Annotated in this window: 22 protein-coding genes and 1 other RNA gene; 6 read left to right on the top strand and 17 right to left on the bottom strand. The window is 41.9% G+C overall.

Annotated elements, in window-relative coordinates; translation table 11 throughout:
- Window positions 1–321 precede the first annotated feature (321 nt).
- From purB to H6G79_RS19280, 9 genes are all read right to left on the bottom strand, one after another.
- On the bottom strand, window positions 322–1,617 hold the full coding sequence (gene purB, locus H6G79_RS19315) for an adenylosuccinate lyase (protein ID WP_190591499.1): 1,296 nt from the start codon (window positions 1,615–1,617) through the stop codon (window positions 322–324).
- Between the two features lie 81 nt (window positions 1,618–1,698).
- Entirely contained in the window at window positions 1,699–4,563 is a 2,865-nt protein-coding gene (locus tag H6G79_RS19310; protein ID WP_190591498.1) for a filamentous hemagglutinin N-terminal domain-containing protein, read from the bottom strand.
- A 558-nt stretch (window positions 4,564–5,121) separates the two neighbouring features.
- The gene (locus tag H6G79_RS19305; protein WP_190591497.1) at window positions 5,122–5,607 is read right to left on the bottom strand and encodes a hypothetical protein; all 486 of its coding nucleotides are present in this window, start codon (window positions 5,605–5,607) and stop codon (window positions 5,122–5,124) included.
- A gap of 395 nt (window positions 5,608–6,002) precedes the next feature.
- Entirely contained in the window at window positions 6,003–6,596 is a 594-nt protein-coding gene (locus H6G79_RS19300) for a DUF2996 domain-containing protein (RefSeq protein WP_190591496.1), read from the bottom strand.
- 3 nt (window positions 6,597–6,599) lie between these two features.
- Window positions 6,600–6,722, bottom strand: a complete 123-nt coding sequence (locus H6G79_RS37380) for a hypothetical protein (RefSeq protein WP_277877277.1) — start codon at window positions 6,720–6,722, stop codon at window positions 6,600–6,602.
- Window positions 6,723–6,776: 54 nt separating this feature from the next.
- Complete coding sequence (locus H6G79_RS19295; RefSeq protein ID WP_190591495.1) at window positions 6,777–7,814, bottom strand: low specificity L-threonine aldolase; 1,038 nt, start codon at window positions 7,812–7,814, stop codon at window positions 6,777–6,779.
- A gap of 475 nt (window positions 7,815–8,289) precedes the next feature.
- Window positions 8,290–8,677: a transfer-messenger RNA gene (gene ssrA / locus H6G79_RS19290) on the bottom strand.
- 134 nt (window positions 8,678–8,811) lie between these two features.
- Window positions 8,812–9,942 carry an aldo/keto reductase gene (locus H6G79_RS19285; RefSeq protein WP_190591494.1) on the bottom strand — a complete coding sequence of 377 codons (1,131 nt, stop codon included), beginning with the start codon at window positions 9,940–9,942 and terminating at the stop codon, window positions 8,812–8,814.
- A 202-nt stretch (window positions 9,943–10,144) separates the two neighbouring features.
- A complete protein-coding gene (locus tag H6G79_RS19280) occupies window positions 10,145–10,642 on the bottom strand; it encodes a bifunctional nuclease family protein (protein WP_062294732.1) in 498 nt (165 codons plus the stop codon).
- 337 nt (window positions 10,643–10,979) lie between these two features.
- Between H6G79_RS19280 and H6G79_RS19275 the strand changes: the two genes are divergently transcribed.
- Window positions 10,980–11,660 carry a riboflavin synthase gene (locus tag H6G79_RS19275; RefSeq protein WP_190591493.1) on the top strand — a complete coding sequence of 227 codons (681 nt, stop codon included), beginning with the start codon at window positions 10,980–10,982 and terminating at the stop codon, window positions 11,658–11,660.
- Window positions 11,661–11,729: 69 nt separating this feature from the next.
- On the opposite strand, the gene H6G79_RS19270 is transcribed toward H6G79_RS19275, so the two are convergent.
- Together H6G79_RS19270 and H6G79_RS19265 are read right to left on the bottom strand one after the other, a co-directional pair.
- Window positions 11,730–13,337, bottom strand: coding sequence for a M23 family metallopeptidase (locus tag H6G79_RS19270; protein ID WP_190591492.1), 1,608 nt, complete (start codon window positions 13,335–13,337; stop codon window positions 11,730–11,732).
- Window positions 13,338–13,420: 83 nt separating this feature from the next.
- Entirely contained in the window at window positions 13,421–14,245 is an 825-nt protein-coding gene (locus H6G79_RS19265; RefSeq protein ID WP_190591491.1) for a biotin--[acetyl-CoA-carboxylase] ligase, read from the bottom strand.
- A gap of 286 nt (window positions 14,246–14,531) precedes the next feature.
- Here H6G79_RS19265 and pgeF point away from each other — a divergent pair, with 286 nt between their 5' ends.
- Window positions 14,532–15,323 (top strand): peptidoglycan editing factor PgeF, encoded by a 792-nt coding sequence (pgeF, locus tag H6G79_RS19260; protein ID WP_190591490.1) that lies wholly within the window; start codon window positions 14,532–14,534, stop codon window positions 15,321–15,323.
- A gap of 178 nt (window positions 15,324–15,501) precedes the next feature.
- Here the strand turns inward: pgeF and H6G79_RS19255 are convergent, their stop codons facing one another.
- Complete coding sequence (locus H6G79_RS19255) at window positions 15,502–16,416, bottom strand: helix-turn-helix domain-containing protein (RefSeq protein ID WP_396019810.1); 915 nt, start codon at window positions 16,414–16,416, stop codon at window positions 15,502–15,504.
- A gap of 74 nt (window positions 16,417–16,490) precedes the next feature.
- On the opposite strand from H6G79_RS19255, the gene H6G79_RS19250 reads away from it, so the two are divergent.
- The 3 genes from H6G79_RS19250 to H6G79_RS19240 all read left to right on the top strand — a co-directional run bounded on the left by H6G79_RS19250 (window position 16,491) and on the right by H6G79_RS19240 (window position 18,738).
- Window positions 16,491–16,904 (top strand): thiol-disulfide oxidoreductase DCC family protein, encoded by a 414-nt coding sequence (locus H6G79_RS19250; protein ID WP_190591489.1) that lies wholly within the window; start codon window positions 16,491–16,493, stop codon window positions 16,902–16,904.
- Window positions 16,905–16,943: 39 nt separating this feature from the next.
- The gene (locus H6G79_RS19245; protein ID WP_190591488.1) at window positions 16,944–17,738 is read left to right on the top strand and encodes a Uma2 family endonuclease; all 795 of its coding nucleotides are present in this window, start codon (window positions 16,944–16,946) and stop codon (window positions 17,736–17,738) included.
- A gap of 211 nt (window positions 17,739–17,949) precedes the next feature.
- Complete coding sequence (locus tag H6G79_RS19240) at window positions 17,950–18,738, top strand: ABC-2 family transporter protein (RefSeq protein WP_190591487.1); 789 nt, start codon at window positions 17,950–17,952, stop codon at window positions 18,736–18,738.
- A 17-nt stretch (window positions 18,739–18,755) separates the two neighbouring features.
- On the opposite strand, the gene rsgA is transcribed toward H6G79_RS19240, so the two are convergent.
- The 5 genes from rsgA to grpE all read right to left on the bottom strand — a co-directional run bounded on the left by rsgA (window position 18,756) and on the right by grpE (window position 24,580).
- A complete protein-coding gene (gene rsgA / locus H6G79_RS19235) occupies window positions 18,756–19,826 on the bottom strand; it encodes a small ribosomal subunit biogenesis GTPase RsgA (protein WP_190591559.1) in 1,071 nt (356 codons plus the stop codon).
- On the bottom strand, window positions 19,826–20,083 hold the full coding sequence (locus tag H6G79_RS19230; RefSeq protein WP_190591486.1) for a sulfurtransferase TusA family protein: 258 nt from the start codon (window positions 20,081–20,083) through the stop codon (window positions 19,826–19,828). The genes rsgA and H6G79_RS19230 overlap by 1 nt, the downstream gene beginning before the upstream one ends.
- Window positions 20,083–21,213, bottom strand: coding sequence for a molecular chaperone DnaJ (dnaJ, locus tag H6G79_RS19225; protein ID WP_190591485.1), 1,131 nt, complete (start codon window positions 21,211–21,213; stop codon window positions 20,083–20,085). The genes H6G79_RS19230 and dnaJ overlap by 1 nt, the downstream gene beginning before the upstream one ends.
- Window positions 21,214–21,691: 478 nt before the next feature.
- On the bottom strand, window positions 21,692–23,653 hold the full coding sequence (dnaK, locus tag H6G79_RS19220; protein ID WP_190591484.1) for a molecular chaperone DnaK: 1,962 nt from the start codon (window positions 23,651–23,653) through the stop codon (window positions 21,692–21,694).
- 177 nt (window positions 23,654–23,830) lie between these two features.
- Window positions 23,831–24,580 carry a nucleotide exchange factor GrpE gene (gene grpE, locus H6G79_RS19215; protein WP_190591483.1) on the bottom strand — a complete coding sequence of 250 codons (750 nt, stop codon included), beginning with the start codon at window positions 24,578–24,580 and terminating at the stop codon, window positions 23,831–23,833.
- A gap of 275 nt (window positions 24,581–24,855) precedes the next feature.
- Between grpE and H6G79_RS19210 the strand changes: the two genes are divergently transcribed.
- The gene (locus H6G79_RS19210; protein WP_190591482.1) at window positions 24,856–26,868 is read left to right on the top strand and encodes a GspE/PulE family protein; all 2,013 of its coding nucleotides are present in this window, start codon (window positions 24,856–24,858) and stop codon (window positions 26,866–26,868) included.
- Window positions 26,869–26,949: the final 81 nt, after the last annotated feature.

The following is a 26,949-nucleotide window of genomic DNA, read 5'->3' as shown; positions in this document are numbered from 1 at the left end:
AATTGCTAAATAAGTATTTGTTATTTATACTACCCAGTGTTGATCAAAATTACAGCACATAGAGAAATAATTTAGTACTAGTAAAACAAGGCAAAAATGAAGAGTGCTGAGTTAAAAGTGCTGAGTGCTGAGTTAAAAGACTGCCCACACTTCGACAAGCTCAGTGCATCGCAAGGGGCGGGGCTTTTACTATAGTGCAGAAGTACTTCCTTCCTCTTTCTTCTTACTCAGCACTCAGTACTGAGAATGATAAAAACAAAGTCCGCCTGGGCGGACTAACACCAATTCACAACCCTAAATCCCTGTATTTGTTGCCAGAAACTAAATATCCAAACGCTGGTAAATTTCTTCTAAATGTTGGAGATGGTGTTGAGGATCAAAACACTTTTCAATTTCTGCGGGGGAGAGTTTTGCTGTGACTCGTGGATCTTGGCTAATCAAATCGTGAAAATTACCGTCTGGCTTATTCCAAGCAGTATGGGCGCTTTGCTGCACGATCGCATAAGCTTCTTCGCGGTTTAAACCTTTGTCTACTAAGGTGAGTAGTACTCTTTGACTGAAGACTACACCGCCATAACAGTTAAGATTTCGCGCCATGTTCTCTGGATACACCAGCAGATTTTTTACTAAGTCAGTGATTTCTATCAACATGAAGTGCGTTAAAATACACGCATCTGGTAACACTACCCGTTCTACAGAACTGTGGGAAATATCCCGTTCATGCCACAAAGCGACGTTTTCTAAAGTTGCACCCGCATGACTTCTGACTAAACGCGCCATCCCGGTTAATCGTTCGGAACGGATAGGATTGCGTTTGTGGGGCATCGCACTGGAACCTTTCTGCCCTTTGGCGAAAAATTCTTCGACTTCCAGAACATCTGTTTTTTGCAGGTTGCGAATTTCGACGGCAAAACGTTCAATGGATGCGGCGAGTAATGCCAATTGCTGTACATAGTCGGCGTGGCGATCGCGGGAAATTACTTGGGTGGAAGCTGTGTCTGGTTTGAGTCCCAGTTTTTCACAGGCGATCGCTTCTACACGGGGTTCAATGTTGGCGTAAGTTCCCACCGCACCGGAAATCTTACCCACTGCAATAGTTTCCCGCAGAATTTTGAGACGTTCTTGATGGCGCAATACTTCTGCTAACCAGCCAGCTAACTTAAAACCAAAGGTAATCGGTTCGGCGTGGATACCATGCGATCGGCCAATCATCACGGTATTTTTGTGTTCCCGCGCCTTTTGGCGAATTACCTCAATCAAATCTGCCAGTCTTTGGGATATCACATCCAAGCTGGCGACTAGTTGCAATGCTAAAGCCGTATCTAGTACATCAGAACTAGTTAGACCTAAGTGAATATAACGTCCAGCCTCACCTACATATTCGTTGACATTCGTCAAGAAAGCGATGACATCATGACGGACTTCTGCTTCAATTTCTAGAATCCGTTTCGGCTCAAAATTAGCCTTGGCTTTGATTTCCTCAACTGCACCAGAGGGAATATAACCTAATTCAGCTTGGGCTTCGCAAGCTGCAATCTCTACCTGAAGCCAGGTTTTGAACTTATAAAATTCAGTCCACAGGTTGCCCATTTCGGGCAAGGTATAACGCTCAATCAACGTTCGCGGCAGAATACAACTGTCATATTCTACATGCTAATCAGCATCGATAGATAATCAGAAGATGATAGGTGACACGACTCAATTCTTCATTGTTGTTGGTTTCGGACAAGCATAAGGATTGGACTTTAAAAGATTTTCCTCAGCCCCAGATACTTGAGAAATCAGGGTGACTTCACCCGCGCCATTGAAACGCCAACCATTAGCAGGTGCGATCGCCACGGTTTTTTCCATAGCAGGTGATTTAATATTTATGGGTAAATTTCGCCTAGCTGTCATTTCTCGTGTCCGAGTATCTGACCACAAAACATCACCACCCAAAAGTTCATAGGGGTTAGCAGGTAAACCACCACGTCCCGTTACCACAAATTGACTATTGTTATTTTCGTTTTCTTGTGAACAATCAGCAGCGAGTAACGTTGAACTATCAACAACACTAGTAGATAATTCACTTAACCCCTGAATCGGATCAACTTGTACTGTATTAATAGTCACATCTCCATTAATCCCCAGTTGAGAACTAGCAGTAATATCGCTAAATTGCGTATCTCGGAAGCGTGACGTAATCCCGAAAATGCTTTGTGCGGTAATATCTACTCTCCCGCCCCTACCATTAAAAGCATTGGCGCTAATATCGCTATTTTCACCAGGAATAGCAATTAAAAATTGGGTGTTGATATTGATGTTTCCACCATTACCCCCTGCATTCGCAACACCAGCATTGGCAGAAATACTACTATTATTTCGCAGCAATACAACATCTCTCACATTGAGATTAATATTTCCCCCTTCACCAGCATTTGTCCCCGTTGTAATTGTTCCTCGATTATTTAACCTTAAAAAACGAGTATTAACTGTGATGTCGCCAGCATTGGCGCGTTCTGTCCCGCGCACACGCGCAAACAAACCACTGTTAGCACCGTCATTACCAATTGAGCCAGTACCAAGTTCTGCTACGCGTGCTGCAAAAGTCGGGTCACTACCACTAATACTCACCCTATTTTTGGCTTCTAGAGTAATGTTCCCTGCATTCCCAATATTGGATGCACTGGTTAAAATTTGACCACCACTAACTAAATCAACGGTATCGGCAATAATATTAATGTTACCCCCCCTACCCCCGCTAGAACTACTAGCACTTACTAATGCTCCATCTGTTATCTGTAAACTACGAGTTTTAATATCAATATTCCCTGCTTTCCCAATTGCATTACCTACCGTGTCAGTAAATAATCCTGAAGAGAAAAATCTGAAGTCTGGGTCTGGAGAAAATGCGATTAGCTTAACTGATTCTGTTGCATTAATTTGAATGTTTCCGCCATTGCGTGAGCCGGTGGTTATAGATGAAATTGCGGCACCATTCGTTAAAGTTAGGTTTCTAGTATTAATATCAATTAGTCCAGGACTAGCCATACTATCTACAGGAGTTCCAATAAAACTCCTGTTATTCAAGAATATATTTTGAGCATTAATTATTATGTTGCCAGAAACTCCAGCATTGAATGCAGATGAGTCTAAAGAGGAGAAATCTGAAAAAATGTCTCTAGCTTGGATATTCAGGTTACTAGCATTGCCAATACTCTCCTGAGTAGCAATAGTACTTATGGCAGTGTTGGTTAACAAAACAGAATTATTAGCTGTTATAGACACTCCATTTGTATTACCTTCTCCTGAATTAATGGCATTCAATGTAGTGTCATTTAAGAAAACAGAACCAGATATTATCTTAATACCCCTTGTGTTGCCAAAACCACCACTATTAATATCACTATTGATAAAACTATTATTACTGATAGAAACAGATTCTTTTGCCTCTATAAATATTCCACCAGTACTTCCTCTACCAAAGTTACTAGCACTCAATGCGGTATTATCTAAGAATGCTGACCCAGCTTTGATATAAATACCCTCGGTATTGCCTGTAGCTGAAGAGGAAAAACTGCCCACATCACTTCTAATGAAACTATCATTCAAGAACACTGATCCAGCTTGAATATAAATACGGCCAGTATTGCCTGTTGCGGAATCACGCCTGGTGCCAAGATTATTTGTGATCGTACTCTGTGTAATATTTATTTTTCCTGTTGCTTGAATAATAATATCTCCAGCCTGATTGAAATTTCCGATCAGACCACCTGTTAGTTGACTTTTAACAATGCTTAAGTCATGGGCATTTATGCTCAAATTACCGTTGCCATTAGACCTCACATTTGCAGATCCATTAAGAATCGAAATATCGCCTCTTATTAAATTATCAGCATAACTTAAATATAGATTTTGATTATTAGTATTCAATTCTATAGTTCCTTCTCCCGCTACCGCTCCTAACTCAATTCGCCCACCTGGAGCAGACAAATTTCCGCCATCTATAGAGACATTACCACCTAATAATAATAAGCTTTGACCAGGATTAACTGATAGATTTGTATGTTGGTTAGTAATAGAAGAATTATAAATTTGATTAAATAGAAAAGCTGAAGGATTGACTGTGAGTAATGCTGGATTATTGGGGACAGAAGCACTGAATAAACCTTGATTACCAAATGCGATCGCATTTGCTGTAGTAGCAACAAATGAACCACCAACATCTAAACTAGCATTAGGGCCAAATAAGATTCCATGAGGATTCAGCAAAAATAAGTTTGGACTACCAACTACAGAAGTTTTGATTTTTCCGAAAATATCAGAACGACTTCCACCTGTTACCCGTACTAAAATATTCTGAATATTTGCACTAGGATTTATAAAATCTGCCGTGTGCATTTCAGGAATATTAAATTGCTTAAAACTATGAAAAAGGTTATTACCTGCTACAGTACCTGCCGTAATTTCCCATATCATATTATTGGGTGTAACAACAGAATTTTTAGGTAGTGTCGTATCAGGAACAATTTGAGCCTGCGTAACATTTATTGGAGTCAGACAACACCAGATTATTCCACTCACAAAACAAGATTTTAATCTGAAGCCTTTCATATTTCTGTGTGCCTGAGATAATTATTAATGTATTTCAGAGGATGTTTGAGAGCTAATTTGTAAACTAAAGTAAAATACTTACCTTGTAAGGGTTTTAGGAATTTGAGTTAATACAGCACTTATTCGCTGAAACTTAGACCTAGTAATGATTTGAGTCTCCTTAATATTTTCTTTACGAATCAGCTCTGAAAAATATTTTGCAAGTATTATGAGCCTGATGTGATTACTGAGCTTAAGTTGTGTAAGCAGAGAATAGGGAACTCGTAACAGAAAACGGCAAAAATATAGTTAGTAGGTATACTGATTTTTTTAAATCAAAATATGACTCCTATAAGTTGCCACTATATAAACAAAGTCTCTAGCACAATTTCTCTGCGAAGGTCATCTCTCACGCAACAATTGTCTCACCGCCTACGCTGACTAATAAAAATCAAAATCTTTCAACCCATACAGTTGGATTTTACTTGTGTAGTTGCGACTTTCATTGGCAAACCAAGTAATAAATTAGAATTTGTTTAAAAGTCTAATTTATGGGCAAGTTTGGGGTGAAATTTGGTAATCAATAGTGTAACCTCTAAGATTCATTGACTGTGAAGTGAGCTTTGCAAAACTCGCAGAGAAAAGTGTTTTTTGAGTTTGAGTATCTGTAACTGCGTCATCAAATTTTACGGTTGTTGTACTGCCGAAACAGGTATCAAGATTAAGAGGTAACACATCTCCTGGCTTCATTGACATAACCTTGGATTGTTGGACACTAGCACCTTGGACTATAATAGTTACTTCACCTGGCTGATTACTTGTATTTTTTATGGATGTTACTCGTATTTGACTTAGAGTACCTACTACCATGATAATGGGGGTCGGCATACTAATGCTATTTCCAATTACCATTTTTCCTAGAATCACTTCGTTCAAATTAGCTGCTAATGCAGAATTTCCGGGAACTAGTATGGTTATAGATAGAATGACGATGAAAAATAATTTCCATAGCCGATTTAACCAAACTTGCAACATATCAACTAACTCCTGAGTAACCGCAATGAATTTTGCCTATCAGTTACGAAATAATTTAATTCTTCTATATTTTGACAGCTATACTATCCACGATATTTAGCTTATTTCACGTTATTCTGTATAACTGGTTTTATATAGAACTGAGGCTGGAATTTATCCTACGGCCAAAACAGGATATTTGCTGGTTAAATTTTGTATTTTATCTACATAAAAATAATTTAAAACAAATGAACTATAGTAAATTTTCGATGGCATAAAATTAATTAAAAAAGCTCAGGAAGTAGAAGGAAAGCTAAACACAATCTATTCCTCTTACTGCCTGAGCTATTATTCTTTTATCAAAGCAAAGTATTGGTTCTTAACAATAGTTTACTTAGTGGATATTTGTACAATATCTAGTTTCTGCCGAGCCATTTTTGACTGTTCAAACGCCGCACTAAACCAAATACCAACAAATCAAGTGTAGTTTTGCGTTCGTCAATTAAGAATGATTCAAGGGTACTGGTCTTTTTGCCTTCGTTGCAGGAAAAACCTTTTTTCCCTTGAATATCTTCGTCGGGAAAATACACGTTAAATTGACGTTGACCATTTTGCCAACTGCCGATAACTTGCCAGTATTCTTCATCGGAAGGTAAGCCAGCGATGGGGAGTTTTTGTTTAGCAAAAGCTAATTGTAAATCTTGTACGCCTTCATCCGCGATCGCCTTTTGCAAAGCTGGTATGTATTCTTGCTGGATAAACTCTGCAAACGGCTTATCTTCAACGGCTGGGGCTTTCTCTTTTTTGGCGGCTTTAGCGGCGGCTGGTTTTTCTGCACCATCGGCGGCTTGAGCAGCATTAGGGTTAACTTTTGGGTTAGCTGCTTTGGGGTCTGGTGCGTTGGCAGTAGGTATATTTGTGGCTACTGGTTCACTGATGCTGGGTACTTGTTTGTCAACAGTGCTGGGAGCTACCTCTCCCGCTTGATTGTGATTGGTTTCGTCTGCCATTGCTCAGGTCAATCCTTTATCTAGCTTTGAAAGCGATCGCTCACCTTTGTGTACTAATTTATCTTGATTTTGACATATCAGAGCTAGTTGATAATCAAGAGTTAATAGTCCATAGTCAAAAGTCAATGGATGCTAGTTAAACTTTCTATATTTCTAGGGAGCAAGTGTGCTTTTAGTAGTTTAGGCGATCGCTTCCCGAATATCCCTGATCAATTCATCCATTCTGGTTTGAGTTGTATTCCAAGAACACATCAAACGCACGCCACCTACACCAATAAATGTATAAAATTGCCAATTTCTCTCTTTTAACTTTTGAATAACTGGCTGTGGTAATTTGACAAATACAGCATTAGCTTCCCTCGGTAACATAATTTCCACACCCTCTATTTGTAATAGTTGATTTTCTAAATATTCTGCACATTGGTTGGCGTGTCGTGCATTTTTGAGCCACGCACCTGTTTCGAGTAAGCCCAACCACGGCGCAGAAATAAACCGCATTTTAGAAGCTAATTGTCCTGCTTGTTTACAACGATAATCAAAATCTTCTGCTAAGGCTCGATTAAAGAAAATAATTGCTTCGCCCAAAGCCATACCATTTTTTGTCCCGCAAAAACATAACACATCTACACCACTTTTCCAAGTCATTTCTGCGGGGCTTTTATTCATCGCCGCAACAGCATTGGCAAAGCGAGCGCCATCCATGTGAACTTTTAATTGATATTTCTGAGCAACTTCTTTAATTTGCCAAAGTTCATCAATAGTATAAACTGTGCCTAATTCTGTTGATTGTGTAATACTAATGACTTTGGGTTTAGGGAAATGAATATCTGTACGCTTGGTGACAATCGCTTCGATACTTTGTGCGGTTAATTTACCATTTTCCCCTGGAGCTAGAAGCAGTTTAGAACCGTTAGAAGCAAATTCCGGCGCACCACATTCATCTGTTTCTATATGGGCTGTTTCATGACAAATCACACTATGATATGACTGACATAATGCGGCTAAAGATAAAGAATTTGCAGATGTGCCATTAAAGGTAAAAAATATCTCACAATCAATTTCAAATAATTCCCGAAAATAGTCAGCCGCTTTTTGAGTCCATTCATCGTTCCCATAAGCAGGCGCACTACCAATATTAGCTTGAAGCATATACTCTAGTGCTTCTGGACAAATACCAGAGTAATTATCACTAGCAAACTGTTCGGCGTTATTACTCATATTTTTTCAATAAAAAATTACTTCAATATCTACAGCAGAATTCAGGAGTCAGAAGTAAGAATTCAAAATGAGAATAGGCTCTCTAACTAGTTTTGAAAACTCAATTGTGTACTTCACTCACTTGAAATTTGCTGTAATTTTTAGCTTTAACTATAGCAATCTTACACCCTCACACCCTCATACCCTGACACCCAATCTTTGTACGTAATACCAATTTAAGAAAAGAATGCGACAGATAGAAATCAGGAAAGTCTTACTGGAGCTAGATTTCTTAATTGCGAATTGCGAATTGGTATATAGCCTTTCTTAGTCTACTGAGGTACAAATTTATCAGCGTCCATCTGTGTCCATCTGCGGTTAATTATTCTTGCTTGTACTTCACTAGAATCAGAAACGCTATAACTCCTAGTCATATTCCATAGTCGCAAAACAAAATCCACCTAAACAATTGTTTGGTGGATTTGTTGGTTACTTTAAGTGGATCCGAGCAGAGTCGAACTGCTGTCCAAATTGGGTATTGACCCCCCGCTCATTCACAGGTTTAGCCTTTCTGACCCTCAAGGCGGGAATCGTTCATTATCCCGAACGTAGGATGCTCTGATTAAGTCTTAGCCAGCAAGCCAACCAGAGAACACCTGCTGGAGCATCCGTTGGGGTTGGTCTCTAGCCCTTAACGGAGTCGGACTAAAGACGCTCGAACCTATAAGAGGCTATTAGGCAGCTACTAGAGCATCCTTACGAGCAAATTTTACGATGTTATTCGCATTTACTTTTTTTTGAGCCTGATATTTGCGAGAGAAGACTCACTCTCGACCTGAGTCACAGAGTAGCGTTCGCCAACCTGTCGAAACCGTTACGGACCCATCTGCTTTATATCCTTATTATAATTCGCGGTGGGGAAAATGTGTTACAAGATGACAAAGAAATATTAAACTCTCATTCTGTATCTTTAACTGTCATGAGCCAGACTACATAATTCTGACTTCTGAATTCTTGTTCATCCCCATAATCTTCTACCTGTTTTACCTTGTAATTTTTCATGAGCATCATTTAATAAAGCTGGAATATCTAAGTTTTCAGGACATCTCGGTAAACAATCACCACATTCTGTACACCGATTAGCTTTTATACCGGGGAACCAATGACCTGCATTTTCAAACATTCCGTAACGATACTGCCCATAATCTGTCATATTGTATGCCACGGCTAAATTACGTAACCGCAATACTTCTGGAATATTGATATTTTCTGGACAAGGTAAACAAGCATAGCATTGACTACATTTATCAGTCCCTAAAATATTATTTTGATGATTTTCTAAGCGTTGAAAAATAGAAGTTTCTGCTGATGTTAATTCATTATTTCTATCAGCAACTTGTAAAGGTGCGATTAATTCTTCTGGCTTGGCTGCGCCGACACTCAAAGTTGTAATCCGGCTATCACTCAGCAAAAATCGATAATTTAATTCTAAGGGCGAATAGGGCTGACATAAATCTTTGAGGGTTTGGGGTGGCGTGTAGAGTTTTCCGCCTTTGTCAGCCGGGGAAATAATAAATACGCCCATATCTTTTTTGACAGCTAACTCAATTGCTGGGGCGTGACGTTGAAAAAAATAGTAATAATGCAGGTTGACAAATTCAAATAAATCTGTACTTATTGCTGCTTGAATTAGCTCTAAAGCTGCGTGGGTGGAAAAGCCAACGTGTCGCACTCGACCATCTGCAATTGCTTCTTGGACAGCTTGCATACAACCACTTTTGGCTTGCACCCACTGTAAATGCTCCCAAGTATTTAAACCGTGGATTCCTAAACAATCTACATAATCTAGATGTAATCGCGCTAAAGATTCATCAATGTACCGCCGCATACTATCAGCGTCGGCTGTTGGGGGAATTTTTGTGGTGATGTACAGTTGGGAACGCGGTAAAGACAACCCATTTTGAATCGCTTGGCCAAGATACTCCTCACTTTTGCCATAACCTCTGGCTGTTTCTATATGATTAATTCCTAGAGCTAAGGCTTGAGCGATGGTTTTCTGAGCATTTTCAGCATCAGCCAAATAGCGCATTGTCCCTAAAGAAAAAACCGAGAGGTAGAGATTTGTTTTGCCAAAGCGTCGGTATTGCATGAGTTCCAGTAACCAAATTTGAGTGCTAAATTCTGAGTATAAATACAATTAAGAGCAGTTACACTGAGAATGAAGTGTGAAAAAGAAAGCAGGAAAATTATCAGAATAAAATTCAGGAGTCAGAATCAAACTTTCTGGATTCTTCTTTAATTCTGGAACTCTTTCTTTTCCAGCACTCCGCACTCATTAATTAGCACTTTCTTTAGCTATCGCCATTACCGAAACGCTTAATCAAATCTTCAGGACGGAGATTGGAGATAAATTCACGAAACGCTTCTTGCTCTGCTTCATCAGCATCACGATCTACGGGAATTGAGGCATCAGCAACTACTTCTTCCATAACCCAAATTGGCGTATTTGTACGGAGGGCTATGGCGATCGCATCACTGGGACGTGCATCAATTTCTTTTTTGACTTCGCCTTGCTGCACAATCAAAGCTGCATAAAATGTGTCCTTCTGCAAGGAATGAATAATCACCTTTTCTAGAGTCATATTCCACGTCTCTAGAATATTTACCATTAAGTCATGAGTTAACGGTCTGGGCGGCTTTTGATTCTCCAGCGCCCCCATAATTGCCCTAGCCTGTTCTTGACCAATATAAATTGGTAAAGCACGCCGATCTGACGCATCTTTTAACAGTACAATCGGGCTACGAGTTATGGCATCTAATGCTATGCCAGCGACTTTCATTTCAATCATTGGCGAAGCCTCTACAATTCTGGGAGAGCTTGAAATATTGGTAACATTTTATACCTTTTCTGGGTGTGTAAAGAGAAGAAATAAACATAGGCAGGTTTTCTATAATTGCTTCTATTAAACTCCTAACTTGGTGTGAACACCAGAGTAAGTTAAAGGAGTCTACCTAGACAATCACCTTCTTAACCAAGTATGCCTTGAGAAAGAGGTGAATGTGTTATCAACCTTATAATAAAAACAGTCAGAAATTATACTTAAAATGTCTTGCATTCTTGTAAGAAATACCAGTTGATTTTCGGCAAAATTAGGCAATAAATAGAGTTAGTTTCACAGAACAGCCGTGTTTACAGGATTAGTCCAAAGTTTAGGAACAATCAAACCCCTAGGGGGCGATTCTTGGCAAATTACTTGTGTGAGTCAGTCATCTAATGTAATTATGCAGGATTTAGCTTACGGTGACAGCGTGGCTGTAGATGGGGTTTGCTTAACTGTTGAAGAAATTTTAAAAGATGGGTTTATAGCCACAGCTTCTCCAGAAACGCTGCGTCGCACTACACTAGGTCTAGAAGAAACAAAACAGAGTTATGTGAATTTAGAAGCTTCGCTGCGGGTGGGTAGTAAAGTCGGCGGTCATTTTGTCATGGGTCATGTAGACGGTGTAGGTCGATTACTTACAGCCCAACAGACGGTGACTTCTTGGGAAATGACATTTACTGCACCTGAAGCGATCGCGCGGTATATTGTCCCTAAAGGTAGCATTGCGGTCAATGGCATCAGTCTCACAGTAGCTGCCTACGAACCAGAACTGTCGCAATTTACTGTAGCTGTTATTCCCCTCACCTACGCTGACACCAATCTCCGCTATCTTGTCTCTGGCAGTTGGGTAAATTTAGAAGGAGATATTCTCGGCAAGTACGTGGAAAAATTTCTTTACCCTGGCAAAAAACAGTCAACATCATCCGATGAGACTGGATTTAATGAAATTACCCCAACATTCTTAGCAGAACACGGATATTTGTAAAAGTCTGAAGTATGAAGTGTGAAGTATGAAATTGATTTTTCAGACTTCATACTTCAGCCTTCATACTTATTAACTTCCTGAATCGCCACCTACTTGGGCTGTGCGAATGGAGTTTAACAACTGACTCAGACCTGCTTGTAATTGTCCATTGGGATCAACAGCCACCCATCCATCCTGGGTCAATTGACGCGCTTCAAAGTGTAGGTGTGGCCCTGTAGAGTTGCCTGTACTACCAACTCTGCCAATTACCATTCCTGATTCCACAACTTGTCCAGGTTGGACAAAGATTTCGGACATGTGACCGTAAAGGGTTTGCTGGGCGGAATTATGATTCAAAATCACTGTCAAGCCATAACCACCAACCCAACCAGCTGTCTCTACCTGACCTTTAGCGGCGGCGAGAATTGGTGTACCCATCGGTGCACCTAAATCTGTACCCGCATGGAAACGGCGATTGCCCGTAATGGGGTGAATTCGCCAGCCAAACAACGATGTAATTGTGGCTGGAATAGACAGGGGATAGCTAATACCTGTACCACCACGATAGGCAATGGTATTTGTAAAGGGAATTTGGGGCAGAACTGAGGCTAAAGGAATATCGTAAGCCACAGTACTAACACGGGGTGCTAAGTTCCCTTCAATTGTTGGTGGGGCTAAAGCACCGGCGCTGGGTGCAACGGGTGTGGCGCTGACTTTGGTTGCACCAAAATCGTTGGGATTAGGAATAAACCGATTAGGACTAAAGGCTGTCTTAACTTCCCCACCATAAGCAACACGGGTTGTAGGGGTGTTACCCGTACTATTGATAGGCCGCGCTAAGGGCGCAGTAGCTAACTGAGCATTTTGGCTTTTTTTCAGCCAATTGGGGGCGGGTTTACTCTCAGAAGCGACACGCTGATTACCAGCAGGTTGAGCTTGGTTACAAAAACCGAGGGATATAGCTTGTCCTGATGGCAAAATTGTGCGACAACCACTAGAACGTTCTGTGATGATTACAGAATTGGGGGCTTGATAAGTATTTGTCGCCTCAGTGCCGTAATTGTTGGAGTCAATGTAGGCGTTGTTAGAATCTTTAACTTTTCCAGTCGTGGCTTCAACTGTGCTGTTAGAGTTATTCACCGGTTGAGCGACTTTTGGAAGTGTTTCTGGTATGGTGCGCGGCGCTACTGGTTTAACTACCTCTTCTCTAGCACTGGCACTTGGTTGAGTGACTTCCAGCTTGGGTTTAGCGGTGCGGACGCTGGATGGTTTCGGCTGTGCAGTTGGTGTTGGGGTGCGTTCCTGCCGAGTTGTAAAAACTGGCTCAACGGCTGCTTCAGCTTGCGGTTTCGACTGTCTAACAGGCTCTTTGGATTGTGCAACCTCTGGTTTGCGGAGTCTTTGGTTGAGGTTAGCTCGTCTTTGAGAAAATTCCGCCTGCGCCTTGGGGGCTGCTGGGATAACAATATCTTTTTTGATGAAATTTGTTTTAGCTGTTGGTTGGGAATTTTCTACAGGAACAATGTTATCGATGGATGTTTCTGTTTGGGCAAAAACGAAGCCACCACTAAGCAGGCTAAAGCTACTTAGTAAACAGAGACTCTGGGCTGGCAGGGTAGATACAAAACGTTTTTTGGTCATACCTTGCTGGTTCGAGCCTTGGGAGTGATTATGGGCAGATGTATTGCGCTGCGTCATTAGTTCTCTCAGTTATTTTAAATTTGCCTCAAGAGATGATGCCAGTGGTTTGTCTTGCCCAAAGAGCTAAATTTATAACAAACCTACAATGGTACAGAAGATTTACGGTACCCTAGCGTAATTGTACCGGGTTCAATATAAAGTTCTGTTGTTTTTATGTCTGTTGTATCATACGTTTCCACAGAAACACGTAATTCACCCTGAGAAGTAACGCCGACTACAGTGCCTGCCAAATCATGAATGTACACTTTGTCACCCACATTGGTGAGTAATTCCAAATAGCGAGACAAGAGTATATTTATTCCTTCTTTAACAAGGCATTCCATACCGGACTCTATTCCCCGTAAAACGACGGAAGTGAGAGTTTCCAGACAAGAAATCGGTTTGGTAGCGTAGCAGGCTTGCCACATTTCGAGGTTAATTCCCGTTTCGGGTACTGGGTTTGTCCAGTTAATCCCAACTCCAATTACTGCTTGATGAATATAGCCATGATTGATTTTGGTTTCTGTTAAAATGCCACCTAATTTACGACCATTTAAAACTAGATCATTAGGCCATTTAATTCCCACATCCACGCCATAACAGCGCAGTTGGTTAGCTATACCCCAAGCACTAGCTAAAGTTAGTTGATAACTGGCACTAGCTTCTAGTTTAGGGGCGATCGCAACAGAAAGGTATAGCCCACCAGGGTGAGAAATCCATTGTCTTCCCCATTGTCCTCTACCCGCAGTTTGTTGTTGGGCAATCACCACAGACCAAGATTCTGCACCCTGGGCTAATAAATTCCACAATGTTTGATTAGTGGAAGCAAGATGATCAAAAATATGTAGCGAAAATAATGAATTTTCCCCGTTTCTTCCTGATTGCAATGCTAATTCTAACTTTTGTCGATCAAATTCCACAGACATGAACCGCAAATACCGTTGTTCAAGTTAACATTAATTGGCTGATTTTGATAAAAGGGAATAGGGAGTAGGAAGGAAAACATCAGGACTTACGCACGCAGTTTATCTGTGGAGATTGGGTGAAGGGGTGAAAGGGTAGGAGTGTAAGGGTTTTGAATACATACATCCCTATACCCTTTCACCCTTACCAAACCATTGATTTTTCGTCTCACTGTGTAAATCCTGTAATTTTTCATCCTGCATACCAAAACCTCATATTCAATACCCTCTATTTTTGGTTAGGTTCAAGATGCACACTTGGCACTGGCGCAATTGGGAAGGACTGCCGTACCTTACCTGTAGTCTTTTAGCAAACTGGCAACACGGCTTTTTTACTCACCAGTTCTGGCCGCGATCGCCCCAAGATTTAACTCCCGTTCTGCACCCAGAAGCATCGGCGTATCGCTTAAAACAGGTACATGGCAATACTGTTCTCACGCCCCAAGAAGTTGATTCCCAAGTTAAGGAAATTACAGGCGATGAGGAATCTGCTTTTGCCTTGGCGGATGGTTTAATTACCGAACAACCTTTACAAGCAGTTTGGGTAGCCAGTGCAGACTGTACACCTGTATTAATTGGGGATGTGCGAACTGGACAGGTAGCTGCATTACACGCTGGTTGGCGAGGGACGGCGGCGAAGATTGTCCCCCAGGCGATCGCGCGATTACAAGCCCAAGGAAGTCAAGTACAGGACTTAAGAGTTGCTCTCGGCCCGGCGATCGCTGGGGAAGTTTATCAAGTCTCAGTTGAGGTAGCTGCGGAAATTGGAGCCAGTATTATATCACATAATGACACCCAAAAAATTGTTCAGGCGTTACATGAATTACCCAATCCTCCCTTATTAGCTGATCCAGAACCAGGAAAAGTGAGAGTTGATGTACGACGGGTAAATACTTTGCAGTTAGAAAATTTGGGCATTAGTGCCGAACAAATTGCGATCGCCCCTTATTGTACATACCAAACTCCTGAACATTTCTTTTCCTACCGTCGTGAACAACAGAAAAAAGTCCAGTGGTCAGGAATTGTGAGCGGGAAAACATAACTTTTAGGAGTGCTGAGTTGAAAGTGCTGAGTGCTGAGTGAACCCCCATGACTAGCGTATGGTTCCCGGCTCGAAGCACCCTGGGTTAACTTTAGACTCTATGAGCTGACGTGCAATTCATTTTACTTTTTACTCATAACTCATAACTCAGCACTTCCGTATTCTGTTGATTAAATAATCAAATTTTTACATGCTCTCTGTATGCTTTTGGTGTTATCCCCATGAGCTTGCGAAAGACATTGGTAAAATGACTTTGACTTTGAAAACCAACTTGTTCTGATATTTGTTCGATTGTTTTTTCAGTTCCAGTTAAAAGTTTTTTTGCTTTAGCAATTCGGCAATTAATCACATACTGATGCGGTGCCAGACCTGTAGATTGTTTAAATAAGCGAGAAAAATGATACATACTCATTCCCACAACTGCCGCAATTTCTGTTAATGTCAAATCTCGTTCGAGGTTGTCATGGATGTATGAAACAGCTTGACGTAACTTTCTTGGCGAAAGACCTTTATGATTCAACAACTGCGAAACTTTATTACTGGTGACTGAGTGGTGTTTTAGCAGGTGAACACAGAGTGTAGTTTTGAGAGACTCAATATACAGTTGGCTACCGACACCACCTGATTCTAATTCTGACTTCAGGGCTAAAGCTATTTGCTGAATTAACGGTTCCGGTGCAGCAAAGTAGGGTGTTAACTCCACACCTTGTAAATCAACCGACTCTAAGATAATTTGATTGAAAAAAGTAGGGTCTAAACTCAGGAGTAGAAAATCAGTTTCCGATGTCCAACGACAGACGTGAGGGGTATTGGCGGGAATAATGGCGACATCACCATTAAGAATATGTTCTTGCTGAAAGCGTCCGTCTAAAACTCTTTCTGCTTGGAGAAGATGATAGTCTAAGTTGATCGAGATGATATGTTGTTGGGTTGAATGTTCGGGGGTTTCATGGGCAGGCTGGTGATGAATATCTAGACGAATACCATCCCATTTGGCATTGTAACTAGAACTTATATGCGATCGCGGCAGAACTTCTGCACAAGCATCTTCTTGAGTAAAATCAACTTTTAGGATTGTCTCTTCCAGCATCATCCTCACCGCAGAGATAATAAATATATGTGTAACGCTATACTTAAACCGTAATCCGAAATAAAAATGCTATTTAAATGAATTATTACGTAATATATGACGGAAATTGCAATCTCTGCGTTACCTTAGTCCAATTTTTAGAAACTTTAGACCAAGGTAAACTGTTTCTTTATGCTGCGATGCAAGACGAACAAACACTTACACAATGGGGCATTACATCCCAAGATTGTCAACAAGGAATGATATTAATTGATGCTAATGCCCCTGAACGACGTTGGCAAGGTAGTGATGCAGCCGAAGAAATTGGCAAGTTATTACCACTGGGCAGTTTGTTTGTGGATGCTTACCGCACTATACCGGGGATGAAATGGGCAGGCAATCGCTTTTACGAACAAATCCGTGACAATCGTTATACTCTGTTTGGCAAACGTGATACTACCTATCAGTCAACATACTGTGTGGATGGTGGCTGCAAAATTGGTAATGATTAGTGTATGCACAAGTTTTGACAGTCTACTTTAGGGGTTGGTATGACAATAAGTAAGCCAGATTTAGAAATCACATCCCAAACGACTGATATCGTAGATGATATTGCGGACTGGCAACCCCCCATGCCACCCACAGATTTAATATTTGATGATGGAGAACCTTTGGAGTCAAATCGTCACCGTATTGCCATGAATGTCTTAATTCGGTCATTACAGCAAGCTTGGGCTGACCGAAACGACTTTTACACAGGTGGTAATATGTTCATCTACTACAGCAGTACCCAAGCACGTAACAATGATTTTCGCGGCCCAGATTTTTTTGCTGTCCTCAATGTTGATGGTACTATCCCCAGACAAGGTTGGGTCGTTTGGGAAGAAAACGGCCGTTACCCAGATGTCATTGTTGAATTAATGTCACCATCTACGGCGCGGGTTGATAAAGTGACCAAAAAAGAAATTTATCAACAAACCTTCCGCACCCCAGATTACTTTGTCTATGACCCCTTTGACCCAAATTCTTTACAAGGCTGGCATTTAGATGGCAACCAAAATTATCAGCCCCTAACAGCAAATGAAGGCGGCTGGCTATGGTGTCAGCGTTTAGGCTTATGGCTGGGAACATGGGAAGGCACAGTAGACAGAGAAACAGCTATTTGGCTGCGGTTTTATGATACTGATGGTAATCTTGTCCCTTTACCAGAAGAAGCCGCCCAAGCTCAAGCTGAGGCTGCACAGGCTCAAGCCGAAACGGCACAGGCTCAAGCCCAAGCCGCTCAAGCCCGCGCTGAACGTTTAGCCGCCCGTTTACGAGAATTGGGCGAAGACCCTGATGCTTAAGGATCTGCGGGTTAATAGTTTACTAATAGGACTTAAGCACTAGACACTGAAAATCGAACCGCAGAGGCACAGATGTCACAGAGAAATGAGAGTTTGAGAGTTTTTTTGCGTAAGTCCTAACCAATTCACAATTAAGAAATCTAGCTCCAATAAAACTTTCCTGATTTCTATCTGTCGCATTCTTCTTTCAAATTTGTATAACAAATAACAAATGAGAAAATTTATTAGAAAAGCTTTAACTTTTTTAGCTGTATACAACACCTACATGTTGGAGTTTCGTGCAGAACTAATTTTATGGGTGTTGTCTGGGTCTTTACCTATAATCCTGATGGGTGTTTGGATGCAAGCAGCACAAGGAGGCAAATTTGGTCTGTCTTCTATAGATTTTTCTCGTTATTTTCTCACAGTTTTTGTAGTTAGACAAATTACCGTTGCTTGGGTAATTTGGGAATTTGAAAAGGAAGTGGTAGAAGGTAAACTTTCACCTAGATTATTACAACCACTAGATCCAGTATGGCATCATGTCGCCTCCCATCTGGCTGAAAGAGTAACGCGGATACCATTTACCATAGTGCTAATAATTTTATTTTTTGCACTGTATCCCCAGTCCTTTTGGTTGCCCAGTTTTGGGCAAGTGTTTCTATTTACGTTAGCAGTGGTGTTAGCATTTATCTTGCGGTTTGTTATTCAGTACACCTTTGCTGTGTTAGCTTTTTGGACAGAACGTGCTAGTGCTTTAGAAAATTTCTGGTTCTTATTTTTTTTATTTTTATCGGGGATGGTTGCACCTTTAAATGTGTTTCCTGAATTTGTGCGGAATATTGTGTTATTTACACCTTTTCCCTATTTAATTGATTTCCCTGCAAGTATTTTGGTGGGATTACCTGTAGATATAGGGCGGGGTTTTTTATGTATGATTGGTTGGACAATGATATTTTTGGGCGCAAACCGTTTGTTGTGGCGGGCGGGCTTGAAACGATATTCAGGTATGGGTGCGTGAGCTAATATATGTTTATTTCACTCTTCGCTATCTTGATATAAGTCTTGTAATGCTTGCAGTTGAGTTTTGCGGGAAACTCGACGATATTTCTTACTTTCTAGTTTGGGTTCGTATTTACTCTGTCCTTTACCTTTGGTTTTTAACTTCAAGGTAGATTCAGGATCGGCTTGTTGGTTTAATTGAGTTTGTCTGGCGATCGCTTCCTCTAAAAACTCTAGATAATGTTCATAGCGTTCCCAATTTCCCCGCACGGCGCAATCAGGTTCGTCTCGATGCAAACAATCTCCAAATCGACAGTGATTCGCTTCTAATAGCTTTCTGACTTCGGGAAAATAGTAAACTAATTCTTCTGGTTGAGCATCTAAATCTGGTTGATTAAAGCCAGGAGTATCAGCTAACAAACCACCATCAGGTAATTCAAATAATTCTACATGGCGCGTTGTATGGCGACCACGGGCAAGTTTACCAGAAACTTCCCCGACTCGCAGGTTAATATCAGGAATTAAGGCATTAATTAAGCTGGATTTCCCCACACCAGAAGGGCCAGCAATTACAGTAGTTTTATGACTAAGATAAGTTAATATTTGGTCAATATTGATACTCTTCTGCACACTGATAAATAATGGTTGATAACCCCAAGCCAAAAGGCGATCGCTAATTTCTTGCTGTTCCTGGGCTGAGATTAAATCGCTTTTATTCAAACACAAAACCACATCCCAACCAGTGAACTCAGCTTTGACTAAAAATCGACTTAATTGATAAGCTTCTAAAGGCGGATCAGCAACAGCAAAGACCAACATAATTTGGTTGACATTGGCGATCGCAGGTCGGTCTAATTGTCCAGTGCGGGGTAAAACTTCTGCGATCGCACCACGTTCACCAGCCCAATCTGGTTCTTCCACCACCACGCGATCGCCTACCATCACCTGCTGTCCAATTTTTTTTAACCTAGTTCTACGGGTACACAAAAGTATAGGGAGATGTCCAGGATCTATCTCCCTATCGTCTTGATCTAGCTGTACCTTGTAAAAATTGGCTTGTACAGCCAAAACTGTACCGATTAACTGTCCATCAGTAGCAACAGCCATCATTGATTAGCGGCCGGACGACGGACTAACAAAGAAAAATACTCGCTACAGTTTGTAATTTGCTCTACCTCATAGCCAGCCATTGTTAAGCTATCAGGAACTTGCTCGATTGGTTCTCCGGGGTCGAGCCATACTTCTAGCAAATCTCCTGGCGACATTTTTTCCAGGCGGAGTTTTGTCCGCACAAAATTAATCGGACAAGGAGTACCGCGCAAATCCAGTTGAGCATCGGGAGTAGACACAGAAGATAGACTCATTATTTAAACAAATTCCCCAAGAATCCTTCTAAACCACCTTTACCAGTGCGATCGCCTTTAATTTTAGCCAGCTTTTCTAGCAATTCTCTCTCCTCTGGGATGATTTTGGTGGGGATATCAATTAACACTGTTAGGAGATGATCGCCCCGACTCACCGGATTACCCAAACGAGGTACGCCACGATTTTCCAGCTTCATCACTGTATTTGGCTGCGTTCCTGGGGGAATGATTAATTCCACTGGCCCGTCAACTGTATTCACTTCCAAACGACAGCCTAAAATGGCTTGTAAATAGCTCACCTTAATTTCCGAAAGCACATTAATGCCATCGCGTTGAAATTCTTCATCTTCGTTAACAAACAGGTAAACGTATAAATCTCCGGGAGGGCCACCACGTTGACCTGCATCACCTTCTTGTCCTATGCGTAAACGTGTACCGTTATCTACCCCAGCCGGAATTGTAATTTTGAGTTTTTTGGTAACTTGATTTGTACCTCGACCGTCACAAGCATCACACTTATCTTCAATTACCGAACCAGTACCATTACAAGTCGGACAAGTGGAAACTTGTGTGAAACTACCAAAAGGAGTTCTAGTAACACGGCGTACTTGACCAGAACCGCTACAAGTGGAACAAGTACGGGGGCGGGTTCCTGGTTTTGCGCCTGAACCATTACAAGCTTCACAAGTTTCGAGGTGAGAAATGCGAATTTCCTTTTCGCCACCAAATACTGCTTCGCGGAAATCCAACTTGAGGTCTAGTCGTAAATCATCACCCCGTACTGGGCCACTGCGCCGTCTTTGCGCTGTCTGTCCACCCATACCGCCGCCAGCAAAGCCACTGAAAATGCTTTCAAAGATATCGGCAAAACCACCCATATCACCCATGTCTTGAAAGCCCACACCAGCACCGGAAACACCTTCTGGGCCAAAGCGATCATAACGCGCCCTGGTTTCTGGTTCTGAGAGTACCTCATAAGCGCGGTTGATTTCTTTAAACCGATCCTCTGCGCCCGGTTCTTTGTTCACATCTGGGTGATACTTACGGGCTAAACGGCGGTAAGCTTGTTTGATTTCTTCTTTGTCGGCGTCACGAGAGACACCCAGAATTTCGTAATAGTCGCGGGACATATAGCAAAGGTAAAAGATAGAAGGTAGGGACTAGAGGCTAGGGATTAGGGGCTAGAGGCTAGAGGCTAGGGATTAGAGGCTAGGGACTAGACTTTTTTACTCAGCACTCAATACTCAGCACTTTTGTAAGGCAGAAGGCATAGATTAACTTTTATTAATAATTGATTGTACCTTTTACCTTTTATAAAAATCACCAGCAAATGTTGAGTCAAATTTACTGTTACGTGGGAGACGACAAGGACTAACGAAAGTTAACAGCAAAGTTAGCAGATGCTAGAAGCTTTGGCTGTCTCTTTTACAATTGTGCTACGTGACAGGAAAAAACCCTGCTGATGAACTAGAGGGGCTAACCGCACCATTAGGTGTGGAAAACCCCCCATTTGTAGTACATTGCATCTGTAGTAAGACAGAATTTCCAGATTAAAGAACAAAGTATGTAAGGTTTAAACTTCATACTTCATACTTTAAACTTTATCCTTTAGTCTATCGCCTCATAATCAGCTTGTGCAGTCATTTCCTCATCAAAATCGAAATTAAATTGAGGGATGACAGTTCCACTGGCAGAATTTTCTAGTCCAGATGCTAATAATGGCTCGGAACCTGCTTCACCTTCTTCTGTATTGGGATTGTTCGCGCGGTTATAAACATCAGCACCGATCGCAAATAGAGTTTGCTGGAAGTCATCTAAACAATTTTGAAATTCTTGCACAGAAATACTGGGATTACTCATCACAGCTTGCAGTTGGACAAACTTTTCATGGGCTAAAGTTTTCATCTGCTCGCCAATCAAGTTGCCATTATCCTTCAAGGTAGATTCGTAACTGATTAACAAATTGTCCGCTTGGTTTTTCAGTTCGACAAATTCCTTGCGTTTTTTGTCTTCCTCAGCAAATACTTCTGCTTCTTGGCGCATCCGTTCGACTTCGTTAGCACTCAAACCACCAGTGTTAGTAATCCGAATACTTTGCTCTCGACCGGTTCCTTTATCTTGAGCCGCAACTTTTAGGATACCATTAACATCAATTTCAAAAGATACTTCAATTTGCGGGACACCACGGGGAGCCGGAGGAATCCCCGCCAACAAAAACTTACCTAAACTTTTATTATCCCGTGCCATTGCCCGTTCCCCTTGGAGAACGTGAATTTCTACGGAAGTTTGACCATCAATTGCTGTGGAAAAAACTTGAGATTTGCTGGTGGGAATTGTGGTGTTACGTTCGATAATTTTGGTGAAGACTTCGCCCAGGGTTTCAATCCCCAAAGACAGGGGAGTGACATCCAATAATAAAAGATTATCAACTTCACCACCGAGAACACCCGCTTGAATGGCGGCTCCCAATGCGACAGCTTCATCTGGGTTAATCGAGCGATCGGGCGTTTTGCCGTTAAAAAATTTAATTAAAGCATTTTGAACAGCCGGAATCCTAGTTGAACCACCAACTAAAATAATTTTGTCGATGTCTTGGGGTTTGAGGTCAGCATCTTTGAGGGATTGAATCATGGGTTCAATCGTCGCCTCAATCAAATGCGCTGCGAGTTCTTCAAATTTAGAACGGCTGAGTTCCGTCTCTAGATGCTTTGGCCCAGATGCGTCGGCGGTAATAAATGGCAAGTTAATCGAAGTATTACCCATACTAGAGAGTTCAATTTTGGCTTTTTCTGCGGCTTCCCGTAGACGCTGCAAAGCCATTTTGTCTTGGGCTAGGTTGATTTTTTCTTGTTCCTGGAAGCGTTCAATCATCCAGCGCACAATACAGTTATCGAAGTCATCACCACCTAGTTGATTATTACCGCTAGTGGCTTTAACTTCAAAAACTCCATCTCCCAGTTGCAAAATCGATACGTCGAACGTACCACCGCCCAAGTCAAACACGAGAATTAGTTGCTCTTGGTCTTGCTTATCCAAGCCAAAAGCTAAAGCCGCCGCCGTTGGTTCATTGATAATGCGTAATACTTCTAAACCAGCGATTGTCCCAGCATCTTTAGTTGCTTGTCTTTGGGCATCGGTAAAATATGCTGGTACGGTAATTACGGCTTGGGTGACAGATTCTCCTAAAAAATTTTCCGCGTCCTGCTTCAATTTTTGCAGAATCATCGCGGAAATTTCTTGAGGGGTGTAATTTTTGCCACGAATTTGAACATCAACAGTTTCATCTCGGCCTTTAACACAATTGTAAGGAACGCGATCGCGTTCATGTTCCGTATCTTCCCAACGACGACCGATGAATCGTTTGATACTGTAGACTGTATTTTCGGCATTAGTTACGGCTTGGCGTTTTGCCAGCTGACCGACCAAGCGATCGCCACCCTTGCCAAATCCCACAATACTAGGAGTAGTTCGTCCGCCTTCCGAATTGGCAATTACAATCGGCTGACCACCTTCTAAAACTGCGACGCAACTGTTAGTCGTGCCTAAGTCGATCCCTATAACTTTTCCCATACTTACAGTATTTGTACTGAATGCTTTTGCCGTGGTGTACGGGATATCTACGGGCAAGAAATCAAGCGTAAGGGTGTAGGTGAAAACTTGGACACCCTTACATCCTTCCTTCTAGAAAATTAAAATCAAAAGTTAATAGTATGATTTGTTTTGACTTTTAACTTTTAACTTTTAATTTTAACTGTTGGCTGGACTCGACTGATCCTCTGGTGCAGATGGTGTATCCTCCTTCGGAGCAGCCACCTTGACCATTGCATGACGTAGCACGCGATCGCCTATATAATATCCGCGTACTAACTCTTCTAACACTGTTCCATCTGGATGTTCATCCGTAGGTTCGCGCATTACTGCTTCATGGAGGTTAGGATCAAACTGTTCACCTTCTGGACGCATCGGTGATACTCCCAACCGTTTCAGACAATCCACTAATTGTTTATAAACTCCTTGATAACTTTTGTGAATTGTCATCTCACCGTCAGTTTGTGGCTTGAGGTGCGCTCGCGCCCGTTCAAAATTATCGACCACTGGCAGTAATTCTAAAATTGTATTCCGCTTCGCTTGTACGTCTAGGTCTTCTTTTTCTTTGCTAGTACGTTTGCGGTAATTTTCAAAATCTGCCGCAATCCTCATGTACTGACCACTACGTTCTTCTACCTGCGCCTTGAGAGACTCTATTTGTTGAGTCAATTCTGTCAAAGCTGCCGTGTCTGCTGGTGTTTTCTCAGTAGCAGCGAAGCCATCTTCTTGATTGAGCGCAGCCGTATCTCCTGATACATTGCTTGTGGCTGCCACTTGCTCAGTAACTTCGCTGCCAGATTCGTTGGAGTTGATTTGGGCTGGGGAGTCGCTCATCATGTCTTGCTTTACCTCTGTTGGTTCACCCAATTGCTGGCTTGTATTGTTTACCTGTTTATTTTCGTCCATCATGGTCTATTCCAGATCCTCTTGTGGACAATAAATCACTGTGGAAGGAGATTTGATTGTCAACATAGTTCTGGAAGTGATATCACCGTCATCCTATTGTGACAAATGGTGAATATATTAGCGCATACTCTCTCAGGACGGGAAGCCGAACGACCAAGGATAAAGTATGAAGTATAAATTTTAGACTTCCTAGAAATTTTATTAAGTTTAAATGAAAATTCTGAGCCGTAGCTTGGGAATACTCTAAGCAGAGGTTTTCCCCTACTAATTGCTCACCTATGACTCAATCGTCACCACAACGGCGCAGTACCGCTCTCACGACCCGAACAGAGTTTTCGCCATTCGGCAGTAAGCTAGTGCAATCTGGCTATGTTAATAGCGAACAGATGAGACAGGCACTGATTGAAAGCCGCAAATCTGGCAGACCCCTGACGGAAGTGCTGGAGTCGATCACTGGGCGACAACTATCGCCGGAATTTCTTAGACAGTATAAAAAACAACAGCTATTTGAACTTAAAATACTATACGGCGTTGATTCCCTTGATCCGGAAATCAATACAATTGGCAATACCAATGTCGGGAGCTTGATTGAAACTCTGATCCCAGTGGATGTTTGCCGTCGCCATCGTTTAGTACCCCTATCAAAAAACGAAGACCAAAACCCACCAAGCGTTTTAGTGGCAATGGTCGATCCAGATAACTTAGAAGCTTCCGATGATCTGAATCGCATTTTGCGCCCCCAAGGTTTGGCATTGCAGCGCATGGTGATTACTCAAGAAGATTATCAGCAGCTAATCAACCAATATTTGGATGATTTAGCGGTGAAGCAAAAACATCTGGAACAAGAAAAGTTTACAGATATCAATCAAGATTTAGAAAATCTCGGCAATTTAGGCTTAGATGACGCTCCCGACGAGATGGAAGCTGATTTGGGATCAGCAATGAAGGGTGCGGAAGATGCTCCTGTCATCAACTTGGTGAACCGGATTCTAGCTAAAGCACTGCACGAGAAGGTTTCGGATATTCACGTCGAGCCGCAAGAAGAAAACCTCCGGGTTCGGTTTCGCAAAGATGGTGTATTGCGTGAAGCCTTCGATCCCTTGCCGAAAAAAATTATTCCAGCAGTCACAGCCAGATTTAAAATCATTGCCAGCTTAGACATTGCTGAACGACGTGTCCCTCAAGACGGACGCATCCGGCGGATGTTTGAAGGGAGAAAGGTAGACTTCCGGGTGAATACCTTGCCCAGTCGCTATGGGGAAAAGGTTGTACTGCGGATTTTGGATAACTCTTCTACTCAATTGGGATTGAATAAGTTAATTACTGATCCTGAAACCTTGAGTATTGTTCAGGAAATGGTGAGTCGTCCCTTTGGTCTGATTTTGGTAACTGGGCCAACGGGTTCTGGGAAAACAACTTCCTTGTACTCAGCATTGGCAGAAAAGAACTCACCGGGAATTAATATCAGTACAGTTGAAGACCCGATTGAGTATAGTTTGCCAGGGATTACTCAAGTACAGGTAATTCGAGAAAAAGGATTGGATTTTGCCACAGCACTGCGGGCTTTTTTGCGCCAAGACCCGGATGTGTTGCTGGTGGGGGAAACGCGGGATAAAGAAACTGCCAAAACAGCGATTGAGGCGGCGTTAACAGGTCACTTAGTATTAACTACTCTACACACTAACGATGCTCCAGGTGCGATCGCTCGTTTAGGTGAAATGGGCATTGAACCATTCATGGTTTCTAGTTCCTTAATTGGTGTGTTAGCACAACGCTTGGTGCGGCGAGTCTGTTCTGACTGTCGCATTCCCTACACTCCCACAACAGAAGAACTAGCTCGCTATGGTCTATCTGCTTCCCAAGATGTGGAACTTACTTTCTATAAAGCGAATACTTTGACAGCAGAAGCCTTAGCCGATGCCAAAGCCACAAATCATGTTTGTCCAAGCTGTAATGGTGTTGGTTACAAAGGACGCTGTGGTGTGTATGAAGTGATGCGTGTCTCAGAAAACCTCCAAACCTTGATTAACCAAGAAGCACCTACAGAACGCATCAAAGAAGTGGCTGTAGAAGAAGGAATGAAAACCCTATTGGCCTACAGCTTAGATTTAGTACGTCAAGGAGCCACCACCTTAGAAGAAGTTGATCGGGTGACGTTTACCGATACAGGCTTAGAAGCAGAACTCAAAGCCAAACGTAAGACAGGCCTGACCTGTCGAACTTGTAGTGCTGAACTCAAACCCGAATGGCTGGATTGTCCCTACTGTATGACACCCAGATTTCAAGATTAATGATTGGTCAATTGCCAATAGTCATTAGTAAACACCAATGACAAATGACAACTGACAACTGACGAAGGACAACTAACACAA

Origin of the sequence: Anabaena sp. FACHB-83 (assembly GCF_014697485.1) — a bacterium.
In the GTDB taxonomy this organism is placed as follows: domain Bacteria; phylum Cyanobacteriota; class Cyanobacteriia; order Cyanobacteriales; family Nostocaceae; genus Nostoc_B.
This window is presented reverse-complemented; position numbering and strand designations above follow the sequence as displayed.

Excerpts from the sequence above, each read along its gene's own strand:
- H6G79_RS19240 (WP_190591487.1), top strand. The coding sequence starts at position 17,950 with ATGAGAAAATTTATTAGAAAAGCTTTAACTTTTTTAGCTGTATACAAC.
- dnaJ (WP_190591485.1), bottom strand. The coding sequence starts at position 21,213 with ATGTCCCGCGACTATTACGAAATTCTGGGTGTCTCTCGTGACGCCGAC.
- dnaK (WP_190591484.1), bottom strand. The coding sequence starts at position 23,653 with ATGGGAAAAGTTATAGGGATCGACTTAGGCACGACTAACAGTTGCGTC.
- H6G79_RS19305 (WP_190591497.1), bottom strand. The coding sequence starts at position 5,607 with ATGTTGCAAGTTTGGTTAAATCGGCTATGGAAATTATTTTTCATCGTC.
- H6G79_RS19250 (WP_190591489.1), top strand. The coding sequence starts at position 16,491 with ATGAATTATTACGTAATATATGACGGAAATTGCAATCTCTGCGTTACC.
- H6G79_RS19295 (WP_190591495.1), bottom strand. The coding sequence starts at position 7,814 with ATGAGTAATAACGCCGAACAGTTTGCTAGTGATAATTACTCTGGTATT.
- H6G79_RS19280 (WP_062294732.1), bottom strand. The coding sequence starts at position 10,642 with ATGATTGAAATGAAAGTCGCTGGCATAGCATTAGATGCCATAACTCGT.
- H6G79_RS19285 (WP_190591494.1), bottom strand. The coding sequence starts at position 9,942 with ATGCAATACCGACGCTTTGGCAAAACAAATCTCTACCTCTCGGTTTTT.
- H6G79_RS19245 (WP_190591488.1), top strand. The coding sequence starts at position 16,944 with ATGACAATAAGTAAGCCAGATTTAGAAATCACATCCCAAACGACTGAT.
- H6G79_RS19230 (WP_190591486.1), bottom strand. The coding sequence starts at position 20,083 with ATGAGTCTATCTTCTGTGTCTACTCCCGATGCTCAACTGGATTTGCGC.
- rsgA (WP_190591559.1), bottom strand. The coding sequence starts at position 19,826 with ATGGCTGTTGCTACTGATGGACAGTTAATCGGTACAGTTTTGGCTGTA.
- H6G79_RS19210 (WP_190591482.1), top strand. The coding sequence starts at position 24,856 with ATGACTCAATCGTCACCACAACGGCGCAGTACCGCTCTCACGACCCGA.
- H6G79_RS19265 (WP_190591491.1), bottom strand. The coding sequence starts at position 14,245 with ATGTCTGTGGAATTTGATCGACAAAAGTTAGAATTAGCATTGCAATCA.
- H6G79_RS19270 (WP_190591492.1), bottom strand. The coding sequence starts at position 13,337 with ATGACGCAGCGCAATACATCTGCCCATAATCACTCCCAAGGCTCGAAC.
- pgeF (WP_190591490.1), top strand. The coding sequence starts at position 14,532 with ATGCACACTTGGCACTGGCGCAATTGGGAAGGACTGCCGTACCTTACC.
- H6G79_RS19255 (WP_396019810.1), bottom strand. The coding sequence starts at position 16,416 with ATGATGCTGGAAGAGACAATCCTAAAAGTTGATTTTACTCAAGAAGAT.
- grpE (WP_190591483.1), bottom strand. The coding sequence starts at position 24,580 with ATGATGGACGAAAATAAACAGGTAAACAATACAAGCCAGCAATTGGGT.
- H6G79_RS19300 (WP_190591496.1), bottom strand. The coding sequence starts at position 6,596 with ATGGCAGACGAAACCAATCACAATCAAGCGGGAGAGGTAGCTCCCAGC.